Annotated in this window: 17 protein-coding genes; 12 read left to right on the plus strand and 5 right to left on the minus strand. The window is 71.9% G+C overall.

All coding sequences use genetic code 11. The features are described 5' to 3' along the window. Positions 1-329 precede the first annotated feature (329 nt). Positions 330-1,247 carry an NUDIX hydrolase gene (locus tag WMF27_RS18955; protein WP_437767479.1) on the plus strand — a complete coding sequence of 306 codons (918 nt, stop codon included), beginning with the start codon at positions 330-332 and terminating at the stop codon, positions 1,245-1,247. Between the two features lie 3 nt (positions 1,248-1,250). Further along, the gene (locus tag WMF27_RS18960; protein WP_012236418.1) at positions 1,251-1,838 is read left to right on the plus strand and encodes a response regulator; all 588 of its coding nucleotides are present in this window, start codon (positions 1,251-1,253) and stop codon (positions 1,836-1,838) included. Between the two features lie 25 nt (positions 1,839-1,863). Here WMF27_RS18960 and WMF27_RS18965 read toward each other — a convergent pair whose 3' ends face one another. Continuing rightward, positions 1,864-3,675: an N-acetylmuramoyl-L-alanine amidase gene (locus tag WMF27_RS18965; protein WP_437767478.1), complete on the minus strand. Its 1,812-nt coding sequence runs from the start codon at positions 3,673-3,675 to the stop codon at positions 1,864-1,866. Positions 3,676-3,888: 213 nt separating this feature from the next. Between WMF27_RS18965 and WMF27_RS18970 the strand changes: the two genes are divergently transcribed. From WMF27_RS18970 to WMF27_RS18980, 3 genes are all read left to right on the plus strand, one after another. Continuing rightward, positions 3,889-4,305 carry a YbjN domain-containing protein gene (locus WMF27_RS18970; protein ID WP_437767477.1) on the plus strand — a complete coding sequence of 139 codons (417 nt, stop codon included), beginning with the start codon at positions 3,889-3,891 and terminating at the stop codon, positions 4,303-4,305. A gap of 351 nt (positions 4,306-4,656) precedes the next feature. Continuing rightward, positions 4,657-5,736, plus strand: a complete 1,080-nt coding sequence (locus WMF27_RS18975) for a hypothetical protein (RefSeq protein WP_437944366.1) — start codon at positions 4,657-4,659, stop codon at positions 5,734-5,736. Between the two features lie 89 nt (positions 5,737-5,825). After that, positions 5,826-7,193, plus strand: a complete 1,368-nt coding sequence (locus WMF27_RS18980) for a hypothetical protein (RefSeq protein ID WP_437767475.1) — start codon at positions 5,826-5,828, stop codon at positions 7,191-7,193. A gap of 36 nt (positions 7,194-7,229) precedes the next feature. Here WMF27_RS18980 and WMF27_RS18985 read toward each other — a convergent pair whose 3' ends face one another. Next, positions 7,230-8,681, minus strand: coding sequence for a sigma 54-interacting transcriptional regulator (locus WMF27_RS18985; protein ID WP_437767474.1), 1,452 nt, complete (start codon positions 8,679-8,681; stop codon positions 7,230-7,232). 149 nt (positions 8,682-8,830) lie between these two features. On the opposite strand from WMF27_RS18985, the gene WMF27_RS18990 reads away from it, so the two are divergent. Then, positions 8,831-9,628: a hypothetical protein gene (locus WMF27_RS18990; RefSeq protein ID WP_437767473.1), complete on the plus strand. Its 798-nt coding sequence runs from the start codon at positions 8,831-8,833 to the stop codon at positions 9,626-9,628. A gap of 101 nt (positions 9,629-9,729) precedes the next feature. Next, positions 9,730-10,920 carry a Stp1/IreP family PP2C-type Ser/Thr phosphatase gene (locus tag WMF27_RS18995; RefSeq protein WP_437767472.1) on the plus strand — a complete coding sequence of 397 codons (1,191 nt, stop codon included), beginning with the start codon at positions 9,730-9,732 and terminating at the stop codon, positions 10,918-10,920. 96 nt (positions 10,921-11,016) lie between these two features. On the opposite strand, the gene WMF27_RS19000 is transcribed toward WMF27_RS18995, so the two are convergent. Together WMF27_RS19000 and WMF27_RS19005 are read right to left on the minus strand one after the other, a co-directional pair. Continuing rightward, on the minus strand, positions 11,017-11,346 hold the full coding sequence (locus WMF27_RS19000) for an FKBP-type peptidyl-prolyl cis-trans isomerase (RefSeq protein ID WP_012236426.1): 330 nt from the start codon (positions 11,344-11,346) through the stop codon (positions 11,017-11,019). 116 nt (positions 11,347-11,462) lie between these two features. Then, positions 11,463-12,560, minus strand: a complete 1,098-nt coding sequence (locus WMF27_RS19005) for a M48 family metalloprotease (RefSeq protein WP_437767471.1) — start codon at positions 12,558-12,560, stop codon at positions 11,463-11,465. A gap of 144 nt (positions 12,561-12,704) precedes the next feature. Between WMF27_RS19005 and WMF27_RS19010 the strand changes: the two genes are divergently transcribed. After that, the gene (locus WMF27_RS19010; protein WP_437767470.1) at positions 12,705-13,271 is read left to right on the plus strand and encodes a hypothetical protein; all 567 of its coding nucleotides are present in this window, start codon (positions 12,705-12,707) and stop codon (positions 13,269-13,271) included. Positions 13,272-13,388: 117 nt separating this feature from the next. Here WMF27_RS19010 and WMF27_RS19015 read toward each other — a convergent pair whose 3' ends face one another. Beyond that, entirely contained in the window at positions 13,389-14,444 is a 1,056-nt protein-coding gene (locus WMF27_RS19015; protein WP_437767469.1) for a hypothetical protein, read from the minus strand. A 179-nt stretch (positions 14,445-14,623) separates the two neighbouring features. Between WMF27_RS19015 and WMF27_RS19020 the strand changes: the two genes are divergently transcribed. The 4 genes from WMF27_RS19020 to WMF27_RS19035 all read left to right on the plus strand — a co-directional run bounded on the left by WMF27_RS19020 (position 14,624) and on the right by WMF27_RS19035 (position 19,625). Beyond that, positions 14,624-16,108, plus strand: a complete 1,485-nt coding sequence (locus tag WMF27_RS19020) for a protein kinase domain-containing protein (RefSeq protein ID WP_437767468.1) — start codon at positions 14,624-14,626, stop codon at positions 16,106-16,108. Positions 16,109-16,308: 200 nt separating this feature from the next. Beyond that, entirely contained in the window at positions 16,309-17,286 is a 978-nt protein-coding gene (pdhA, locus tag WMF27_RS19025; protein ID WP_437767467.1) for a pyruvate dehydrogenase (acetyl-transferring) E1 component subunit alpha, read from the plus strand. Next, a complete protein-coding gene (locus tag WMF27_RS19030) occupies positions 17,283-18,266 on the plus strand; it encodes a pyruvate dehydrogenase complex E1 component subunit beta (RefSeq protein WP_437767466.1) in 984 nt (327 codons plus the stop codon). Before pdhA ends, WMF27_RS19030 begins: the two co-directional genes overlap by 4 nt. 39 nt (positions 18,267-18,305) lie before the next feature. Continuing rightward, the gene (locus WMF27_RS19035; protein ID WP_437767465.1) at positions 18,306-19,625 is read left to right on the plus strand and encodes a pyruvate dehydrogenase complex dihydrolipoamide acetyltransferase; all 1,320 of its coding nucleotides are present in this window, start codon (positions 18,306-18,308) and stop codon (positions 19,623-19,625) included. The last annotated feature ends 1 nt before the right edge of the window (position 19,626 follow it).

The raw sequence follows: 19,626 nt of genomic DNA on the forward strand, positions 1-19,626 counted from the left end.
GCAGAGATCGCCCGAGCTCACTGCGGCCGACGCCTCTCGACTCGCCATCGGTCTCCATCAAGCGCCATCACGCCCGCGACCGACCGCACGCTGCGGCATCGGTTTGCATCGGTTGTCGGGACAGCGTGGAAAGCATCTGCGGGAAGTCCCCGAGCCGCCGGAAAAGGCGGCGGACTTGGCCTCAAACCCGCATGCTCACCACAGAGCACGCCGGAAATGAGACGCAGCGGACGGTTTGACGAAAGGCAGCTCACGTGGAACAAATTTATCCCATATTGCTGGATTTCGATCAGAACCGAACCCCGGTCCGTCCCCGCGATGCCTCCACGGTGATCGTCCTCCGTGACGGTCACGCTGGAATCGAGGTGTTCTGCGTTCGCCGCCACGCGAGCTCGAGCTTCATGGGGGGCGCCGTGGTGTTCCCTGGTGGGAAAGTGGATGCGCAGGACGGCGCGGAAGTCTGGAGGGATCGGGCGACCGAGCCACCGGCGCGCGCCGCTGCGTTCGCGACGGGCGAGGCGCCGGCGCGAGCGCTGTGCGTGGCCGCGTGCCGCGAGACGCTGGAGGAAGGGGGCATCCTGCCGGCCGATCTTCCGCTGTCCGGCGACGAGGTCGACGCGGTGGGGCGGGAGCTCGCCGCCGGGGCGCCGCTCGATGCGGTCCTCGCGCGGCGCGGCCTGAAGCTCGCGCTCGCGGCGCTCGTCCCGTGGGCGCGGTGGCTCACGCCCCTCGCCGAGGCGCGGCGCTTCGACGCGCGCTTCTTCCTGCTACCGCTACCGCCAGGCCAGATCGGGCGACACGACGGGCACGAGACGACGATGAGCTTCTGGGCAGCGCCGTCCGAGGTCCTGGAGCGCGCCGCGCGTGGGGAGATCCTTCTCGCTCCGCCGACTTCACGCACGCTCGAGCTCCTCGCCGCGGTCGCGGACGTGCGCAGCGCCGTGGCGCTCGCGGAACGCCAGTCGCTCCTGCCGATCTGTCCGCGCTTCGTCCCGGGCGACGGTGCCGAGCCGCCCTACCTGGCGCTGCCAGGCGACCCTTCGCACGAGGCCCGCGATCGGCGCACCGAGGGTCCTACCCGTTATGTCCTGCGCAACGGGCGCTTCGTCGCCGAAGAATGCTGCGCACATGGATCCCTGATCCACATCAAACAGGAACGAGAGCCAGATCCACCCGTGCCGACCAGCTTCGACACCCCCCAGACGAATGCCCCCTCCGTGCCGGCGACGCCTGATCTCGAGGAGTGAGCCATGGAAACGAACCCGAAAGAGAACACGACGCAGCCCGAGCTGTTCACCGCGAGCGACGTCGCGCGCTTCTGTCAGGTGGACCTCAAGACCATCCACAATTGGGCGGACAAGGGGGAGATCCGCCACTTCCGCACGCCAGGACGGCACCTCCGTTTCCGGCGGCTGGACGTGCTCGATTTCCTCCGAAAGTACGGCTACCCGATCCCGGAGATCCTCCGGATGGGCAAGCCGAAGGTCGTCGTGGTCGACGACGACCCCTCCGTCCTCGCCGCGCTCCGCAAGACGCTGTCGCGGAGGTTCGACCTGACGACGTTCCAGGATCCGTTCGACGCGCTCGTCGCGGTGGGCAACCTCCAGCCCGACGCGCTCATCCTGGACATCATGATGCCGGGCCTCGACGGCGTGCGCTGCCTGGAGCGGCTCCGCTCCATCGACGCGACCTCGCACATCCGCTGCATCGTGTACTCGAACCACGAGGACATGAAGAAGAACGCGACCGAGGCCGGCGCCTACGACTTCATCAAGAAGGGCGAGGCCGGCGAGCTGCGCGACTCGCTCGAGCGGCTCATGGGCCTCGAGCGAGGGTGACGCCCGCGCAGGCCAGCGGCGCCCCTCATTTGCCCTCGCGGTAGGCGCGGATCGCGTTCACGATGGCGTCCGCCATCTTCTGCCGGAAGTCGGCGGTCGCGAGGCGAACCTCGTCCTCGGGGTTCGAGATGAACGCGGTCTCGAACAGCGCGGCCGGCATGTCGGCGCCCGCGAGGACGAAGAAGCCCGCGCCCCTGACGCCCTGATCCTTCGTGTCGGGGTAGCGGGGCGAGAGCGAGGCGAGCGACGACCGCTGGAGGAGCTCGGCGAAGTGGCGCGAGCGGGCCGCCATGTCGCCGACGTTGAGGTTCGACAGGATCGCCGCCACCTCGAGGCGGGCGCCGGGATCCCCTGGGTCCACGCCCTGCCCTCCCCGCCCGGCGCGGGCGGCGTTCTCGCGCGCCGCGAGCTGCGCCGACGTCGCCTCGCCGTCGTGGGGGGCCGCGAGCGAGAACGTCTGCACGCCACGAGCGCGGCCGTTCTCGCTCGCGTTGCAGTGGATCGAGACGAACAGGTCGGCGTGGAACGCGTTCGCGCGCGCGGTGCGGAGCTCCAGCGGGACGTAGGTGTCGCTGTCCCGCGTGAGGAGCGTCTCGATCTTGAGCTCGCGCGCGAGGAGCGGGGCGACGCGGTGGGCGACGTCGAGCGTCACGTCCTTCTCCTTCAACCCGGTGGGGCCGACGGCGCCGGTGTCGTTGCCGCCGTGCCCCGGGTCGATCGCGACACGCCGGACCTCTCGCGCGCCGCCGGGGTTGTCCTTGTCGTCGCGCAACGGAGCGCGGGTGCTCACGTCGACGACGATCCGGAACGGATCGGGGAGGTAGAAGACCCGGCGGTGCAGGTTGGCGGCGAGATCGAGGACGACGCGCGTTCCATCCGGCTGGACGCCGACGCGCACCCGCCGCAGGACGCCGCCGACCTCGATCTCCCGCGCGATGCCGCGCGACGTCGCCCTCGCGATGTCGACGAACACGCGCGCATCCTTGCCGGCGCTCTCGTCCGCCGCGAGCGTGCCGACGTCGAACGTCGTCGGCGCGGAGAGCTCGACCACGACGCGCGCCCCTTTGTCCGAGCCGTGCCGCTCGATCGAGGTGATCTTCACCGGGCCGGTGGGCGCGGCCGGCGCACGGGGGGCCACGACGACATCGCCGGTGGCTTCGGCGGTCGTCACCTGCACCGGCGCCGCGCCCGCGGAGCTCGCGGGCGCGGCGGAGGAGGCCGGCGCCGGCCCCGATGCGAGCGCGAGCGCGACGCCCTCGACCCGGTGTCCCTCCTGCTCCAGCGCGCGCAGCGCATCCCCGCTCGGCCGGTAGGCAGCGGCTTGCGCGAGCGCGAGCGCGAGCGCGCCCAGGCACTGCGAGCGCGGCGCGCCGCCGGACGGCGCGGGCGGGGCGAGGGCCGCGTAGCGCCGCGAGACCAGGTAGAGCTCGCGGTACGCGACGGCCGCGTCGTGAGCGAGCTCGCCGGCGAGCAGCGCGCGGCGGCGCTCGGCCTGGCACGCGCGCTCGACGTGGGCCGGCTCGGCCGAGGCGCGGAAGGCCGTCGCCGCCGCGCTGTAGAGCTCCATCGCCTCGCGCGCGTCGGTGACCGCCTGATCGAGGCGGAAGAGCCGCACGCGAAGGTCGCCGGCCAGCTCCGCGAGCGAGGCCGCCTGCGCCGGCGCCCCGGCGCGCGATGACGCGATGGCGACGGCATCGGCGAGGGCGACCGTCTCGGCGCGCGGTGGGAGGAGCGCAGCCGGATCGAGCAGCGCGGCGGCGCGCTCCTCGTCGGAGACGCCGGCGGGCGCAGCCGGCGCGCCGCCCTCCGCGCTGCACCCGAGGGTGGCGTGCGCCACCACTGCAAAAAGCGCGATCGCCGCGAACACCGCGGGGCTACGATGCAACTGCGCCGGGCTGGTGTGCTGTCGGCTCGCCAGTTCAGCCCCGCGCGCCGAGCGACTGGCGATGCGTCCAGGAGGTTTCACGTGCCCGACCTCACGCCCACTTCATCCACAGGACCCCTCTACGCCGACCGCGCGTCGGGGGAGAGGTTTGCCGACGCGACGAGCATGGTCAACGCGTATCTCGCCCGGTACAACGCGAGCTCTCAAGGCGGGGCCAGATCGCCGAGCGGCGCTGGCGCCAGCACGCTCGACGAGACGGGGTACGCGCAGCTCCAGCACGGGAGCGCGACCATCGGCGTCAACGTGCTGGAGGCTCAGGGCGTCCTGATGGTCTTCTCTCCCATCATGGCCGTCCCCCTGAGCGGGCGCGAGGCCTTCTATAGGCGTCTCCTGGAGCTCAGCTTCGTCATCACCTCCGACGCGGCCTTCGCGATCGACAAGTCGCGCAACGAGGTGGTGGTGCGCTGCCTGCGGCGCCTCAGCGCGCTCGAGTACGAAGAGTTCGAGGACATCGTCGCGACGGTGAGCCAGGTCGCCGACACCTGGGATGACGCGCTGCTGCGCGACGTGCGCGGCGGGTGAGCCGTTCGCGGTGGTTTCCGGGGGCGCCGGGGGGCGCGCGCTCCCGCCGTGCGCGGCAGCCCGTGATGCGCCGATCCGTCGCGAGATTGCGGTGCAGCAGACGCGGGTGGTAAGTTCCTCACCGCGATGACTGCGGGGGAGCAACCGACGACCGCGGAACCTGGTGAGCGCTCCCTCTCTGCAGAGGAGGCGGAGCGGATCGCGTCGTCGATCCGGCCATCCTGGGAGGGGTTCGACGAGCTGTCGGGCGCCCGAGGCGACGCGCGCGGCGGCACCGTCGCTCAGGAGCCCGGCGCATCCGCGGCGAAACCGTCGGAAGCCCAGGCGCCCTCCCCCGCCGAAGCGCCGGCGGTGAAGCCTGGACCCGCGGTGGCGCCTTCTCCTGCTGCACCTGCGGCGCCCACGACGCGCGTCATCGAGGCCCCACCAGCCGGCGCGTCCGGCGTGTCCGACACCGTGATCGAGGGGGTCCCGACCATCGCGATCGGCGAGGACCCGCCGGGGCGGCCCGCATCGGGGGCCACGTCCCGCGACGCGGGAGCGGCGGGGACCGGTGAGCAGGCCAGCCCCTCGCCTCACGCCCGGACGGCCGGCGGCGCCTCGGACGCGGGCGCCCCGAGCGCGCTGGAGGGCGGCGCGGTGACGCGGGATCAGCCCCCCGTGCCGGCAGGGAAAACACAGGTAGGAATGGGTGAGCCGGCGGCCGCGGCCGGCGCGCCGGACGCCGCGGCCGGCGCGCACGCCGCTGAGCCGCAGCCGCGGGTGGACCGGTCCCCCTCCCCGCCCCCGGAGAACGAACCGCCGTCGGCACGGCCGGCGCGCAGAGGCTCCCGCGCAGGGCATCCGGCCAGGGAAAGCGCGGATTCCATCGCCGCGTCCGGCGTCCGCACGGACGACCACGATCCGATCGAGATCCCCGTGTCCACGCCGAACAAGACGGCGCTGCGGGTCGTGATCGCCCTCGCGGGCGTGGCCTTGCTGCTCGTCGTCGTTCGCGCCTTGCGTCAGGACGACGCCGGAGAGGATCCCGGGCCCCCGGCGGCGTCGTCGGTGGCGGAGACCCCCGCCGCAGCGACCACGCCCCCCGCCGCCTCGCAGGCGCCCCCGGTCGCCTCGACCGCCGCCGCGGCTGCGGACGACGGCGCGTCGCCGGCGCCGAGCGCATCAGCGTCGCCTCCGGCGCCCACGGCGACAAACTCTGCCGCAGCGGCGGCGTCTACCTCCGTCACGACGCCTCCTGCGGCCACGGCACCTGCATCTGCCACGGCGCCCGCTTCCGCCGTGAGCGCAGCGACGCCCACGGTGCCAGCGACCAGGCCGAAGGCGGCGCCCCCTGCACAGAGGCCCGCGCCTCCAGCACCGGCGCAGCGTGGTGCGAGCTCGACCGGAGGCAGCAAGGGCGGCGGCATCATCCGCGATGCGCCGTTCTGAAGCGCACCTCTTTCTCGCCTCGGCAGCGAGGCCTGCTGCAATCGTACCTTCCGCGGACGCCGACGAGGCGAAGCCCGATCTGAGGAGCCATGAAAACACGCGCCTGCGCCCCAGTCCTCCTGCTCTCGCTGATCGCTCCCGCCGTGCTCACGGAGGCCGGGCTCCCCCCTTCTCTCTTCAGCGAGCCGCTGAGCTTCGCGCAACCGTCCGATCCCGTGACCGAGGTCGCGCGCCAGCGCTACGAGGAAGGGGTCAAGGCGTACGACGCCGGTCGGTTCGAGGAGGCACGCACCGCGTTCCTTCAGGTCTACGCGCTCAAGCGACACCCGGCCGTGCTGCTCAACCTCGGACAGAGCGAGCTTCGCTCCAATCACCTCCAGGACGCCGGCAAGCACCTGCAGCAGTTCCTGCGCGAGCACGCCGCGGCGACGCCGGAGCAGCGCGCCGCAGCGGAGAAGGCGATCGCCGATGTGAAACGGAGGTCCGGCTTCCTCGTCGTGACCGCCGACGCGAACGGCGCGGACATCAGCGTCGACGGCGTCCTCATCGGCAAGGCGCCGCTGCTCGATCCGGTGTTCGTGACGCCCGGCAAGCACACCTTGTTCGCGACCTACCTGGACCGATCAGCGACCACGCAGGTGGACGCGAAGATCGGCACAGCCACGCCGGCGACGCTCACCCTGGGCACGAGCGGCGCGACGCCCGCGACGCCGCCTGTCGGCGCGCCGACCCCGGCGACGCCGACAGGTGCGCCCACCTCAGCCCCCCCGGGCGCCGTGCCGCCACCGCCGGCGCAGCCTCCGGCGACGAACATCGCGCCGCCCGCGCCGGGCGCGACCGCTCCCGGCGCGATGGCTCCCGGCGCAGCCGCGCCGAGCCCCTCGCCATCACCAGCAGCGCCGACGGGCACCGGCGGCTTCAGCGTCTCGACGAGCAGCACGATGGGCTCGATGGGCCCGGCGCAGGCCTCCGGCGGACGCGAGCCGTTCTTCCACTGGTACGCGCGCAAGCCGCTCGCCTGGGCGGGGACCGGCGTCGCCGGCGTCGGCCTGGTCATGGGGATCGTCGGTTCGGCCATCACCGTCGACGCGCGCAGCAGCGCCGACAACATCGGGGGGCAGATCGAGGCGTACGTCGCGGGTCACCAGAGCGCGATCCCCGCGAACCGCAGGTCTCAGCCCTGTGGCGCGCGCGAAGATCCGTCGGGTGACCTCCCCGACTTCAGGAACGCGTGCGGAAAGCTCCGCGAGAAGCTCGACCGCTTTGACGGTGCGGTGCCCTGGGCGATCACCGGGTGGGTCCTCTTCGGCGTCGGGGTCGTCGGCACCGCGACCTACGCCATGATCGATTGGTACCCGCAGAAGCAGCAGACCGCGGCCGACGGGCCGCGCATCACCGCGATCGCGCCGTTCGTGGCGCCAGGTCAGGCCACGCTCAGCGTCGCAGGCGCCTTCTAGCGCTGCAGCCCGGTGCGCGCGCGCCGCGGATCGAGCTCACGTATCCCTCGCGACGCGGAGCAGATCCCGCATCGTCGACCGCGGGACATCCGCGAGCCGCGCCGCGGCGCTCACGTTGCCGCCCACCTCCTCGAAGGCGCGGAGCGCGTCGGCGGGCGTGATCTTCCGGCGGACCGGGGGCTCGCGATCGGCGATGACCGCCGTGATGTGCTCGGGCAGCACACGGCCATGCGCGCGCAGCGCGGCCTGAATGAGCACGTTCCGCAGCTCTCGGACGTTGCCCTGCCAGCGGTGCGCCCTCAGCGCGGCGAGCGCCCCAGGGGACAGCTGGCGCCGGCCAATCTCCGAGCTCGCCAGGAGGTGCTCGGCCAGGAGCGGGATGTCGTCGGGCCGATCGCGCAGCGCGGGGAGCTGAAGACGGCACACCGCCAGGCGCTCGTAGAGATCCGCGCGGAAGCGACGCTCACTGACGAGGGTCTCCAGGGGCTCGCAGGTCGCGACGATGAGCCGCACGTTGACGTGCGTCGGCCTCTCCGCGCCCAGCGGGCGGACCGTCCCCTCCTCGACGACGCGCAGCAGCTTCGCCTGGACCTCCAGCGAGAGCGCCGCGATCTCGTCGAGGAAGAGCGTCCCATGGCTGGCCTCGACGAACGCCCCCTGACGCTCCCGAACCGCGCCGGTGAACGCGCCCCGACGATGGCCGAACAGCTCGGACTCGGCGAGCTCCCGCAGGATCGTGGCGGCGTTCAGGACCACGAACGGCCGGTCGGCCCGGCTGCTCTCCGCGTGGATCGCCCGGGCCACGAGGTCCTTGCCCGTGCCCGACTCGCCGCGCAACAGCACGGGGAGCTGGAGCGGCGCCACCCGCCGCACCGCCGCAGCGAGCTGCCGCATGGGCCGCGAGCGGCCGATGAGCCCGGGGAGCGGCGGCCCGTCCTCCTCGATCACCGGGACTTTTCGGGCCGCCTCGACGCACATCGCCGTGCGACCGATCTCGAAGCAGCCGCCAGGAACGAGCATCGCCTGCCGCACGCGGACGCCACCGACACGAACGCCGTTGCGAGAGCCGAGGTCCGTCACCTCGATCGATGCGCCGCGGTGCGCGACGCGGCAGTGCCGGGCGCTCACCGCGGCATCGTCAAGCCGCACGTCCGCAGCCGGAGCGCTGCCCAGGATGAGCTCGGACCCCGGCGCGACGGCGATGCGCACCGGAGCGCCTCCGCCAGGGTGCTCGCAGCGGAGCCACACCGTGGCGAGCACGTCGCTATCGTCCACGATCTCCACGGTGACGTCCCGGGTCGAGAGGGGCTCACCGCCGCGCGCGCCGGGGTCCGATCGACCGCCGGGCGCTCCGACGAGCGCTCCCGGCAGCGCCACGAGGGGCGCGGCCGGCGCCGCAGGCGGCGCGGACGCCGCCATCTCGCCATGAGCCGAGGTGAGGGGTCTGGAAGGGCTGTCGTGGTCGCTGCGGATCTGTGCGTCGTCCATGGTCCAGGAGGTTTGTCGTCGGCACGCGAGGCGCAGTTGCGTCGCCCGGGCGACATTCCTGCTCGTCGGCACGCGCCCCCTTTGCGCTCCGGACCGCGCTGTTCTAGAGGCCGTTCGTGAGATCGCGCTCGACAAGGTGGACCGCGCCGATGCTCGGCGTGGCGGCAGCGGGCTGGGTGCTCTCGGCCAACCAGGCCCTCGCCCAGCCCGCAGATCAGACGACGGCCGCAGCCGAGGAAGCGGCCGCAGCCGAGGAAGAAGAGGAAGCCGGTCCGGAAGCAGGGGTGAAGCGCCCCGCCGGGCCTGACGAGCGAAGCGGACACCTCCTGCTCCAGGGACGGGCCGGGTACAGCCAGCCCTTCGGCGGCATGGCCGCCGGCCAACCGGTCACCGACACGGTCTCGGGCGGGTTCGCCTTCGGCGCCAACCTCGGCATCGGCTTGAGCCGCGTGACCGTCCTGGAAGCAAGCGGCTCCTACACCCTGCTCCCGGCAGCGGCAGGCTGCAGCGACTGCTCCGGCCGAAGCCTCGACCTGGGTCTGGGGTTCGTCTACCACGTCGCCCAGGGGATCGCGGTCGACCCCTGGGTCAGCTACGGCGTGGGGTACCGGCGAACGGTCTTCACATCGCCGGAGGCCTCGGCGGCCGGCTCGACAGCGACCGATCGCGTGTTCCACGGTCTCGATGTCGCCCGTATCGCGCTGGGCGCCGACTTCTACCCGGCGCCGATCCTCGGCGTCGGAGTGTTCGCCGAGCTCGACGTCGGCACCTACCTCTCGCGCCCTGACGAGGGTTCCGACCCCACGGCCTACGGATTCTTCCAGATCGGTGTGCGCCTCGCGCTGGATCCCCTACCCCGGGGCACGCGACCTCCGGCGGCCTCGGCCGGTACATCACCGAGGATCGCCGCTCGAGCGACCGGCTTCGAGGAAGCAGCCCGCCGCTAAAGCAGCCGGAATGTGGGCGGTCCAGAGTGAGGGGCAGGTATAATCTGCCGCGAATGGGCGAGTTCAGGACGAGCAGCCGCACCCGACCCGTCGCGGCTGCCGTGACCGACGTAGGTCGCCAGCGAAAGCACAACGAGGACAACGTCCTCGTGAAGTCCGAGCTCGGCCTCTTCGTCGTGGCGGACGGCATGGGCGGGCACAACGCGGGCAACGTCGCCAGCGCGCTCGCGACCAAATCGCTCGACAACTTCTTCGAGGCGACCCGCGCCGGCAGCCTGCCAGGCCCCGTCCCGGCCGACGAGCAGGAGCTCGATCCGGAAGCACGGCGCATCGTCGCGGCGATCCGCAAGGCGAACCACGATGTGTTCGTCATCTCGAACACGTACACCCAGCACCAGGGCATGGGCTCGACGGTGGTCGCCGCCTACGTGTCGTGCGAATCGGAGCAGATCCATGTCGGGCACGTCGGCGACAGCCGCTGCTACCGGATCCGACACGGCGAGATCGAGCAGCTCACGAAGGACCACTCGCTCATCAACGACGCCCTCGCGCTCAAGCCCGACCTGAGCCAGGACGAGCTGGCAAGGCTCCCGAAGAACATCATCACGCGCGCGCTCGGCATGAAGGACGCCGTGAAGGTCGACATCCGCTCGGAGCCCACCCAGCCCGGCGACGTCTTCCTGCTCTGCTCGGACGGGTTGAGCGGGATGATCTCCGAGCAGCAGATGCTCGATGTGTTCGACGTCACCCAGGATCCGCACGAGGCCTGCGAGCTCCTCATCGAGATGGCCAACGAGGCGGGCGGGACCGACAACATCTCGGCGCTGATCGTCCGCATCCAGCTCGACGCGCAGGACGAGCGGCAACCGAACAGCGCCGAGCTCGACGACACCCGGCCCCTCCACGTCGATGAGTTCGGCGAGACGGTCCCGCCCGCGGCGGTCCACGACGGACAGCTCCCGGTCGACGAGGTCGATCTCGACATCGCGGCGCAGCAGGTCCACTCCATCGCGGACAGCGGCCTGCGGAGCCAGGCCCACAGCGCGCCAGGCACGGTGGCGAGCATGGCCGCCGCCGCGCCGTTCACGGATCGGCGCTCGCGGGCCGCCGCCGGCTCCGGTCGCTACACCGCGGTGACGACGGCGGCGAGGCCTCCCGTGAAGGAAGCCCCGCCATCGAAGCCCGCGAAGCGCGCGACCGAGGTGCGGGTCGCGCGGTGCGCGCACTGCAAGCACGAGCTCTTCATCGGCAACCGGTTCTGCGTCGAGTGTGGCGCCCCCATCAAGCCGTGAGCCGCGCGGGCGGGGCGGCCGGCTCGGCGTCGACCTGCGCGCCGCCCCGAGCGCCGGTCGCGAGCAGCGACCGACGCCGCGGGCCGACGCTGCAGATCACTTGACCGCGAGCAGCTCGACCTCGAAGACGAGGGTCGAGTTCGGCGGGATCACGGGCGGGAAGCCGCGAGCGCCGTAGCCGAGCTCCGGCGGGATCGTCAGCTTGCGGAGGCCGCCGATCTTCATGCCGGCGACCCCCTGATCCCATCCCTTGATCACCTGTCCGGCCCCCAGCTTGAACGAGAATCCCTGGCCGCGGTCGCGCGAGCTGTCGAATTTGTCGCCGTTGGTCAGCGTGCCGACGTAGTGCACCGTCACGAGCTGGCCGTGCTTCGCCTCCGCGCCTGTGCCTTCCTTGAGGTCCTCGATCCCGAGCTCTGCTTGCATGGTCGACTCCTTTCGGCGCGATGGGAGGAGCGCTGCACGGTCGCGTCAAGCCGAAGCAGCAGATGAGCCCTCCGGGCGAGCGCCCGCGAGCGCAAAGACGCTCGGGTAATCGTGGCTCAGCCGCCGAAACCAGGGAACGTGAACACGGGCGCGCCTCCGGTCATCCGCCAGGTGTTGGCGGTCTGCTGGACGACGGGCTGCCGCAGCAGCGGGTGCGGGTGCGTCTGCTCGAAGGCAAACAGGATCGTGGCGGGCGTGAGCTGATCGAGCGACGCGAAGAAGCCGAGCGTGAGCATCGCGCCGCCCTCGGTCCAGCGGTACCCCTGCTGCCGCGCGCCAGCGGCGAGCAGGTTGTTCACGCCCGCCACGTCCGCCGCGATCTCGTTCGGCTGGTTGAAGATGGGGAGCGTGCGCGACAGCATCCGCCCGAGATCCGCGGGCGTGACGCCCCGGCTCCCCCCCTGCCCGTTCGCGCAGCCGGTGTGCCCGAGGTGATGGTGGCCGAGCTCGTGGCCGAGAACGAACGCGAGCTGCTCGTGGTAGAGCTGGCGCTGCCGCTCGACCTTGCGCGCGTCCGTGTGCTGCACCGGATCGACGAAGCCCACCGGCGGCCGGATGATCGGCTGCCCAGGCCGCTGCCGCTGCGCGAGCATCCGCAGGAACTCGTCGAGCTTCCTCGTCCCGAAGACCTCGTCGGTCGCCTTGAACTGCGCGATCTGCGCCTCGACCTCGAGCAGCCCGTCGGTGATCGCCATGAACGGCATCCGCTGGTCGTCACAGCCGGCGAACGCGTTCACCTCGCCCACCGTCGGATCGGCGATGAACGGGATGCCCCTCACCTTCTGCTGCGAGGCCGCCGGCAGCGCGCCGATCAACGCGCCCATGACGACGCCGGCCTCGGACTGGAGCCAGCTGACGTTGATGTCGTTGATGGGATCGCCGACCACCGGCAGCCCGGGCATCGTGGGCACGTTGAAGGTAGGCGCCGGCACAGGCCCGGTCTGCGCCGGCGGGTACCCGGGTTGCTGCGGGTACCCGGGCTGCTGCGGGTAGCCGGGCTGCTGTGGAGGAGCACCCTGCTGGGGCGCGCCGTACGGAGGATAGGCCTGGCCGTACGACGGCTGAGACGCAGGCCGGCGCGAGCTGCCTCGCTGACAGCCTGCGACCAGTCCGAGAGCCAGAACGAGGGCGCCGATCGGTCGAAGCAGATTCATCGCCGCGAGCATAGCGCACGGCGGGGGGATCAACCTCGCCGCGCCGCGCGCAAGATCTCGGCGCGCGGTCGCGGTCCGCGGCGCACGCCGCGGCGCCGCGATGAGCCGAAAGCCGGGCGCCGGGCGTCAGGCGCAGGAGGACCGATGAACAGACACCGTGCCTGGTCTGCCGCCGCCGCCACCCTGTGGATCAGCGCCGCCGCGCTCTCTGGCTGCGGCGGCGCCTCCGTCGCGCAAGCCCCGGTGGCGCCGGAGCCCGCCGGTGCGACCTCGATGGCGCCGCACAAGGGGAGCGCCGTCGAGACGGCCGATGATGCGCTCGCGGAGCTCGAGCGCGCGGAGGACGAGCTCGATCAGGCGATCGGCGCGCCCGCACAGCGCGACGAGGGCCGGGCCGTGGCGGAAGCGGCGCAGCCGGGAGCGCCGCCGCCGGCGGCCTCACCGCCGAGTCCGAGCGTACCCGACGGCCGCGCCGCGCCGTCACCGCGGGCGACGGCCGCCGGCGGCGAGCCCCCGGCCAAGAAGGCCGAGCCGACGTCCGCGCCGCCGTGCGAAACCGCGTGCCGCGCGCTCGCGTCCATGAGCCGCGCCGCGCAGCACCTCTGCGGGCTCGCCGGCGATGCGGACCAGCGGTGCGACTCCGCACGCGCCCGGGTCAAGAGCGCGACAGACCGGGTCGAGGCGCGGTGCCCGCGCTGCGCCGAGCTCTGAGCCTCGACCAGGGACGCACCGCCGGCCGCTCCAGCTCGACGTGAGCGGCGCTGCCGTCGCGCACAGCTGTGCCCACCTCGATACGGGCCGAGCGCGCCCTCCGCTCAGACGACGCCGTCACGGGCCCGGCGCGAGGAGCTGAAGCAGCCGCACATTTTTGTACATGTCCCCGAGCGAGCCTGCCGCCGCATGGCCGGCCTTCGCGAGCAGCTCGATCTCCTCGGGGCGCACCTCCACCTGCACCGTCAGCCGGCCGGGGCCCGGCTCCACGGCGAGCGTCGCGCGCTTCGCGATCTCGGCGAGCGCTGCCCCGGGCTCCGGGCCGACGAGCGCCTTCATCGCATCGACGTTCGCGCGCTTCTCCTCGAGGAGCTTCCGGAGCTCTTCGGCCGCGTCGGCCGACGCGGCGTCGATCGCGACGGTCACCGAGAGCCCGCCCTTCGTCGAGACGCCGACGGTGACGGCGCGCGGGCCCGTGGAGCCGGTGAGGATCGCGCGGAGGCTCGGCTTGCTCTCGGAAAGGAGGGCGACGCCCAGGAGGGGACGATCCCACCCGATGTGCGCGAGGCGCGACGTCGCCTCGTCCCGGCTCGCCAGCGACGTCCCGGCCTCCTCGGCGTCGATGCTCGCGCGGATCTCCGGCTCGGCGCCATACAGCAGGATCGACCCGCCGCGCACGGCGATCGCGTCCTCGCCGGCGCGGAGCAGGTACTTCACGCCCTTGTACTCTGCCTGGACGTAGCTGTGCGTCGCCAGGCGCTCTGCGAGCTTCTGCTCGTTGAAACGCCCGCGCGCGACCACGAGCGACGGGGCGACGACCAGCTTGTCGACGTCGAACCCGAGATCGATGCCCGTCGCCTTCTTGATGTCGTCTCGGGTGCGCTCGATGTGCAGCCGCACCGCGCCCCCCTCCGCGCCGAGCGCCTGCAGATCGATCTGGTGAAGGTCGACGATCACCACGCCGGGGGCGCTGCCTTGGACATATTCGAGCAGCGACTCGTCTCTCGGGAAGGTTGCGGCGCGGAGGTGCGCCACGCCGAAGCCGAGGAGCCCCGTCTGCTGGGCGAGGACGATGAGGAGCATGAGGCCGACGAGCACGATGTACTTGGCCTTGCCTCGCTTCTTCTTAGCTCCGGCGACCTGGACCGGCTTCGACGCGCTCTCGGTGCTCATCTGTGCTCGCTGCGCCCTCTCTGGGATGCCGCACGCCGCCAGGGCCCAGCGGGAACCGCCTCCGCAGAACCGCGAGCGCCGCTCGTGGGCCCGGGGCGCGCTGCGGCAGAGCATAACCGGAAGCGGGACGCCGGCCAGGCCTTCCGCCGGGGCCGCCGGCCGGTTAGAACCGACGCGACGTGCCTCGATCCTCGTCCTCCGATGGCGGCGGCGCGCTCGCACAGCCGAGCGATAGCTCCGTGCTGCCCGCCGCCCTCGGCCGCTACCATGTGCAGCGCCTCCTCGGCGAGGGCGCGATGGGGCGCGTGCTGCTCGCGCACGACCCGCTGCTCGATCGCGACGTCGCGCTGAAGCACCTGCGCGACGACCTGCGCATCCCGCGCGACGTCCGCGAGCAGCTCATCGTGAGGATGCGCCACGAAGCGCGCGCCGCCGCCCGGGTGACCCACCCGAACCTCGTCACGCTCCACGACGTCGGCGAGGACCCGGACTTCGGGCTCTACCTCGTCTTCGAGTACGTCGAGGGGCCGACGCTCAAGCAGCACCTCCTCGAGCGGCGGCTCTCGGCGCCGCAGGCGGCGCGCCTCGCGTGCGAGCTCGGCGAGGCCCTCACGATCGCGCACCGGGCAGGCATCGTCCACCGCGACATCAAGCCGGAGAACATCATCCTCTCCGCGAACGGCGGCAAGATCGCCGACTTCGGCATCGCGCGGATCCCGGACTCGACGCTGACGCACCAGGGAGGGCTCATGGGGACGCCCGCGTACAGCGCGCCGGAGACGTTCCGCGTCGGGAAGTTCTCGCCCGAGAGCGATCAGTTCTCGCTCGCCGCCGTCATGTACGAGGCGATCTCCGGGAGCCGCGCGTTCCCGGGCGACGACGCGGTCTCGGTCGCCTCGAAGATCGCGAGCGACGAGCCGCCGCCGATCGCGAAGGAGCTCGGCCTCCCTCCGTCGCTCGATCAGGTGCTCGCGCGCGGGCTGTCGAAGCGACCCGAGGACAGGTACCCGAGCTGCGACGAGTTCGGCACCGCGTTCGCGAGCAGCCTCGAGTGGGCGGCCTCCAGCCAGATGCCGAGGCGGATGCTGGACAGCGCCGTCACGGCGACGCCGGCGCTGCCCGCCGAGCCACCGGCGGTGCGCGCAGATCCGCTCGACGCCGACTTCCCTCCCCGCGAGCGGAAGACCGGGCAGATCGCCGTGGGCGCGGCCGTGGTCGTGGCCACGGCCGCGCTGCTCCTCCACACGGCGCTGCGATCTGCAGACGCGCCCGCCGAGGAGCCCGCCGTCGGAGCAGCGCCGATCGCCTCGTCGGCGACCACGGCGCCGCGACCGCGCCCCGTCCCGTCGACGCGGCCTGCGCGCCCGAAGCACGACCCCGCCGACACCACGGCGCGCGCGACGGTCAGCGCGGAGCCCAGCGCCGCGGAGCCCAGCGCCGCGGAGCCCAGCGCCGCGGAGCCCAGCGCCGCGGAGCCCAGCGCGAGTGCGCCGGGCAGCGCGAGCGCGCCGGGCAGCGCCACGACCTCGCCCGTGCCGACCGCGCTTCCCGAGGACGAGCAAGGCGCGGACGCCGGAGCACCGGAGACCGAGGCCATCGACGTGCCAGAGACCACAGAGCCCGGCACGCAGGACGCCGGTGGCGCCGATGCTGCTGCGCGTTGAACGGGTGACATCGCGGATGCGTTGTCACGCGGAAAGAACTCCCGTAAAGGAGCCCGAGTAAGCACCGTCGCTGTCCTGCACGGCCGACGTCAAGCGCCTCGCCGGGTCCATCGCAGGCCCCGGAGAGGCGCCCTGGAAACACGCCGACCGCTGCGCTAGCGACTGTCTGAATTGCTGTTCTGCCCCGTGAGATCTCCGCGATGACTACCCTGACAAACGGCGACGATCTCCATCTGTCGCTCTACCGAAAGATGTTTCAGATACGCCGCTTCGAGGAAGAGGCGGCCCGCGCGTACGCGCAGAGCAAGATCGGTGGGTTCCTTCACCTGTACATCGGTCAGGAGCCCATCGCCGTCGGTGCATCCGCGGCGCTCCGCCCCGACGACTACGTGATGACCACCTACCGCGATCACGGGCTCGCGCTCGCCCGCGGGATGAGCTCGCGCGCCGCGATGGCCGAGCTCTACGGCAAGGTCACCGGGTGCTCGAAGGGGCTCGGCGGCTCGATGCACTTCTTCGACAAAGAGCACAACATGCTCGGCGGCTACGGCATCGTCGGCGGGCACATCCCCATCGCCGTCGGGACCGCGTTCGCGTCGAAGTACCGCGGCGAGGACCGGGTCTCGATGGTGTTCTTCGGCGAGGGCGCGGTGAGCATCGGCGACTTCCACGAAGGGATGTCGCTCGCGGCGCTGTGGAAGCTGCCGATCGTGTTCGTCTGCGAGAACAACGAGTACGCGATGGGGACGCCGCTCTCCCGGACGCTCTCGGTCGAGGACGTCTCGCAGAAGGCGCTCGCCTACGGGATGGAGCGCGATCGCTTCAACTCCGAGCACGTCCTCCAGGTGCGTGATCGCCTCGCCGAGGCCGTCGCGCGGGCGCGCACGCAGTCGGAGCCGACGCTGGTCGAGATCAGGACGTACCGCTTCCGGGGCCACTCGATGAGCGATCCCGGCAAGTACCGGACGAAGGAGGAGCTCGAGGAGCGCAAGAAGAAGGACGTGCTCCTTCGCTCTCGCGTCGAGCTCGAGGAGAAGGGCCACAAGGCCGCCCTCGAGGCGATCGAGAAAGAGGTGGAAGACGAGATCACCGACGCGATCCGCTTCGCCGAGGAGAGCCCCGAACCCGGGCCCGAGGTGCTCGAGCCCACAACCTATGCAGGACCTTTTGCGCGATGACCGTCCTAAGATTCCGTGAGGCGGTTCGCGCCGCCATGGTCGAGGAAATGGAGCGCGACGAGCGGGTGTACCTCGTCGGCGAGGAGGTCGGGCATTACCAGGGCGCCTACAAGGTGACCGAGGGGATGCTCGACAAATTCGGGAGCAGGCGCGTGATCGACGCGCCCATCACCGAGAGCGGGTTCACGGGCATCTCGATCGGCGCGGCGATGGTCGGGCTCCGGCCGATCGTCGAGTACATGACGTGGAACTTCTCCGCCGTGGCGTTCGACCAGATCCTCAACAACGCGGCGAAGCTCCGGCAGATGTCCGGCGGACAGCTCAGCATCCCGCTCGTGCTGCGCGCGCCGAACGGCTCGGCGAAGCAGGTCGGCTCGCAGCACTCGCACTCGATGGAGCACTTCTACGCGCACATCCCCGGCCTCAAGGTCCTCGCGCCCGCGACGCCGGCGGACGCCAAGGGTCTCCTCAAGTCGGCGATCCGGGACGACAACCCGGTGCTCTTCATGGAGAGCGAGACGCTCTACGGCGTGAAGGGCGAGGTGCCCGACGACCCCGATTTCATCGTGCCGCTCGGGGTCGCCTCGATCGCGCGCGAGGGGACCGACGTCTCGATCATCGCGTGGAGCCGGATGGTGCACGTCGCGCTCGAGGCGGCGGCGGAGCTTGAGAAGGAGGGCATCAGCGCGGAGATCGTGGACCTGCGATCGCTGCGCCCGCTCGACGAGGAGACGATCGTGCAGAGCGTCACGAAGACGCACCGCGCGGTCGTGGCGCACGAAGGCTGGCCGTACGGCGGCGTCGGCGCGGAGATCGCCGATCGCATCCAGCGGCTCGCGTTCGACGAGCTGGACGCGCCCGTGCTGCGCGCGACGACGCTCGACGTCCCGATGCCCTACAACGCGCGGCTGGAGCAGTACGTGATCCCGCAGGCGTCGCGGATCATCGAAAATGTTCACCGCGTTCTCTACAAAAGCTGACTGAGCGGACCCACATCCCCGATCAAGGTTGATAGACCCATGGCGAAGGTTCTGGAACTTCCGAAGCTGTCCCCGACCATGGAGGAGGGGCAGATCAGTGCCTGGCACAAGAAGGAAGGCGACGCGATCGACATCGACGATCTGCTCGCAGAGGTCGAGACCGACAAGGCGACCATGGAGTACAAGTCCTTCGATCGAGGGACGTTGCTCAAGATCCTCGTGCCTGCGGGCAGCGTGGTTCAGCTCGGCCAGCCCGTCGCGATCATCGGCGCCCCGGGCGAGGACGTAAGCGCCCTCGCCGGCGGGAGCGGCGGCGCTGCCGCGGCGAAGCCGAGCGCGGCGGAGGCTCAGCCCAAGGGAGAGCGCGCCGCGCCGCCGGCCGGCGGCGAGGCGCCCGCGACGAGCCCGCCGCCCGCGGCGCGCGGCGAGGCGATCTCGCCGCCCACGCAGCCGGCTGCGCCGCAGCCGTCGTCGAACGGGCGCGTGAAGGCGTCGCCCTACGTGCGGAAGCTCGGCCGAGAGCGCGGGCTCGACCTCAGCAGCGTCGCCGGCAGCGGCCCGCGCGGGCGCATCGTCGCGCGCGACCTCGAGGGGCTGAAGCCGGCGCCGGCCGCCGGGGCGGCCAAGGCGACCGCCCCCGGCGAGCTCGCTGCGCCGGAGGTGAGGCCGCTCAGCATGATGCGCAAGGCGATCGCCCGGCGCCTCACCGAGTCCAAGCAGACGGTCCCGCACTTCTACCTCTCGATCGACGTCGACGCCGATCCGCTGAACGCGCTTCGCGAGCAGATCAACGCGGATCTCGCGGCGACCGCCGCCGAGGGGGAGAAGCCGGCCAAGGTCAGCTTCAACGATCTCCTCGTCAAGGCGTGCGCCATCGCGCTCGTGCGCGTCCCGGAGTGCAACGCGCAGTTCACCCCGGACGCGATCCTCGTTCACCAGCGCGTCGACATCTCGGTCGCGGTCGCCGTCCCCGAGGGCCTCGTCACGCCGGTGGTGCGCGACGTCGATCGCAAGCAGGTGCTCGACATCGCGGCCGAGGTGCGCGAGCTCGCCGGGCGAGCCAAGGCGAAGAAGCTGCGGCCCGAGGAGATGGCGAACGGCACGTTCTCGATCTCGAACCTCGGCATGTACGGGATCGACAACTTCGGCGCCGTCATCAACCCGCCCGAGGGGGCGATCCTCGCCGTGGGCCAGGTCCGTCGCGAGCCCGTCGTGCGCGGCGAGCAGATCGTGCCGGGCCGCCGCCTGAGCATGACGCTCTCCTGCGATCATCGCGTCGTCGACGGCGCGGTCGGCGCGACCTTCCTCAAGGTCCTGCGCCAGCTCCTGGAGCACCCGACGCAGATCCTGATCGGCTAGC

It is taken from the genome of Sorangium sp. So ce281 (assembly GCF_051527395.1).
Taxonomy (GTDB): domain Bacteria; phylum Myxococcota_A; class Polyangia; order Polyangiales; family Polyangiaceae; genus Sorangium; species Sorangium cellulosum_B.

Bases quoted from the DNA above. Each gene is read 5' to 3' on its own strand.
- WMF27_RS18960 (WP_012236418.1), top strand. From the start codon at position 1,251: ATGGAAACGAACCCGAAAGAGAACACGACGCAGCCCGAGCTGTTCACC.
- WMF27_RS18970 (WP_437767477.1), top strand. From the start codon at position 3,889: ATGGTCAACGCGTATCTCGCCCGGTACAACGCGAGCTCTCAAGGCGGG.
- WMF27_RS18980 (WP_437767475.1), top strand. From the start codon at position 5,826: ATGAAAACACGCGCCTGCGCCCCAGTCCTCCTGCTCTCGCTGATCGCT.
- WMF27_RS18985 (WP_437767474.1), bottom strand. From the start codon at position 8,681: ATGGACGACGCACAGATCCGCAGCGACCACGACAGCCCTTCCAGACCC.
- WMF27_RS18990 (WP_437767473.1), top strand. From the start codon at position 8,831: ATGCTCGGCGTGGCGGCAGCGGGCTGGGTGCTCTCGGCCAACCAGGCC.
- WMF27_RS19000 (WP_012236426.1), bottom strand. From the start codon at position 11,346: ATGCAAGCAGAGCTCGGGATCGAGGACCTCAAGGAAGGCACAGGCGCG.
- WMF27_RS19005 (WP_437767471.1), bottom strand. From the start codon at position 12,560: ATGAATCTGCTTCGACCGATCGGCGCCCTCGTTCTGGCTCTCGGACTG.
- WMF27_RS19010 (WP_437767470.1), top strand. From the start codon at position 12,705: ATGAACAGACACCGTGCCTGGTCTGCCGCCGCCGCCACCCTGTGGATC.
- WMF27_RS19015 (WP_437767469.1), bottom strand. From the start codon at position 14,444: ATGAGCACCGAGAGCGCGTCGAAGCCGGTCCAGGTCGCCGGAGCTAAG.
- pdhA (WP_437767467.1), top strand. From the start codon at position 16,309: ATGACTACCCTGACAAACGGCGACGATCTCCATCTGTCGCTCTACCGA.
- WMF27_RS19030 (WP_437767466.1), top strand. From the start codon at position 17,283: ATGACCGTCCTAAGATTCCGTGAGGCGGTTCGCGCCGCCATGGTCGAG.
- WMF27_RS19035 (WP_437767465.1), top strand. From the start codon at position 18,306: ATGGCGAAGGTTCTGGAACTTCCGAAGCTGTCCCCGACCATGGAGGAG.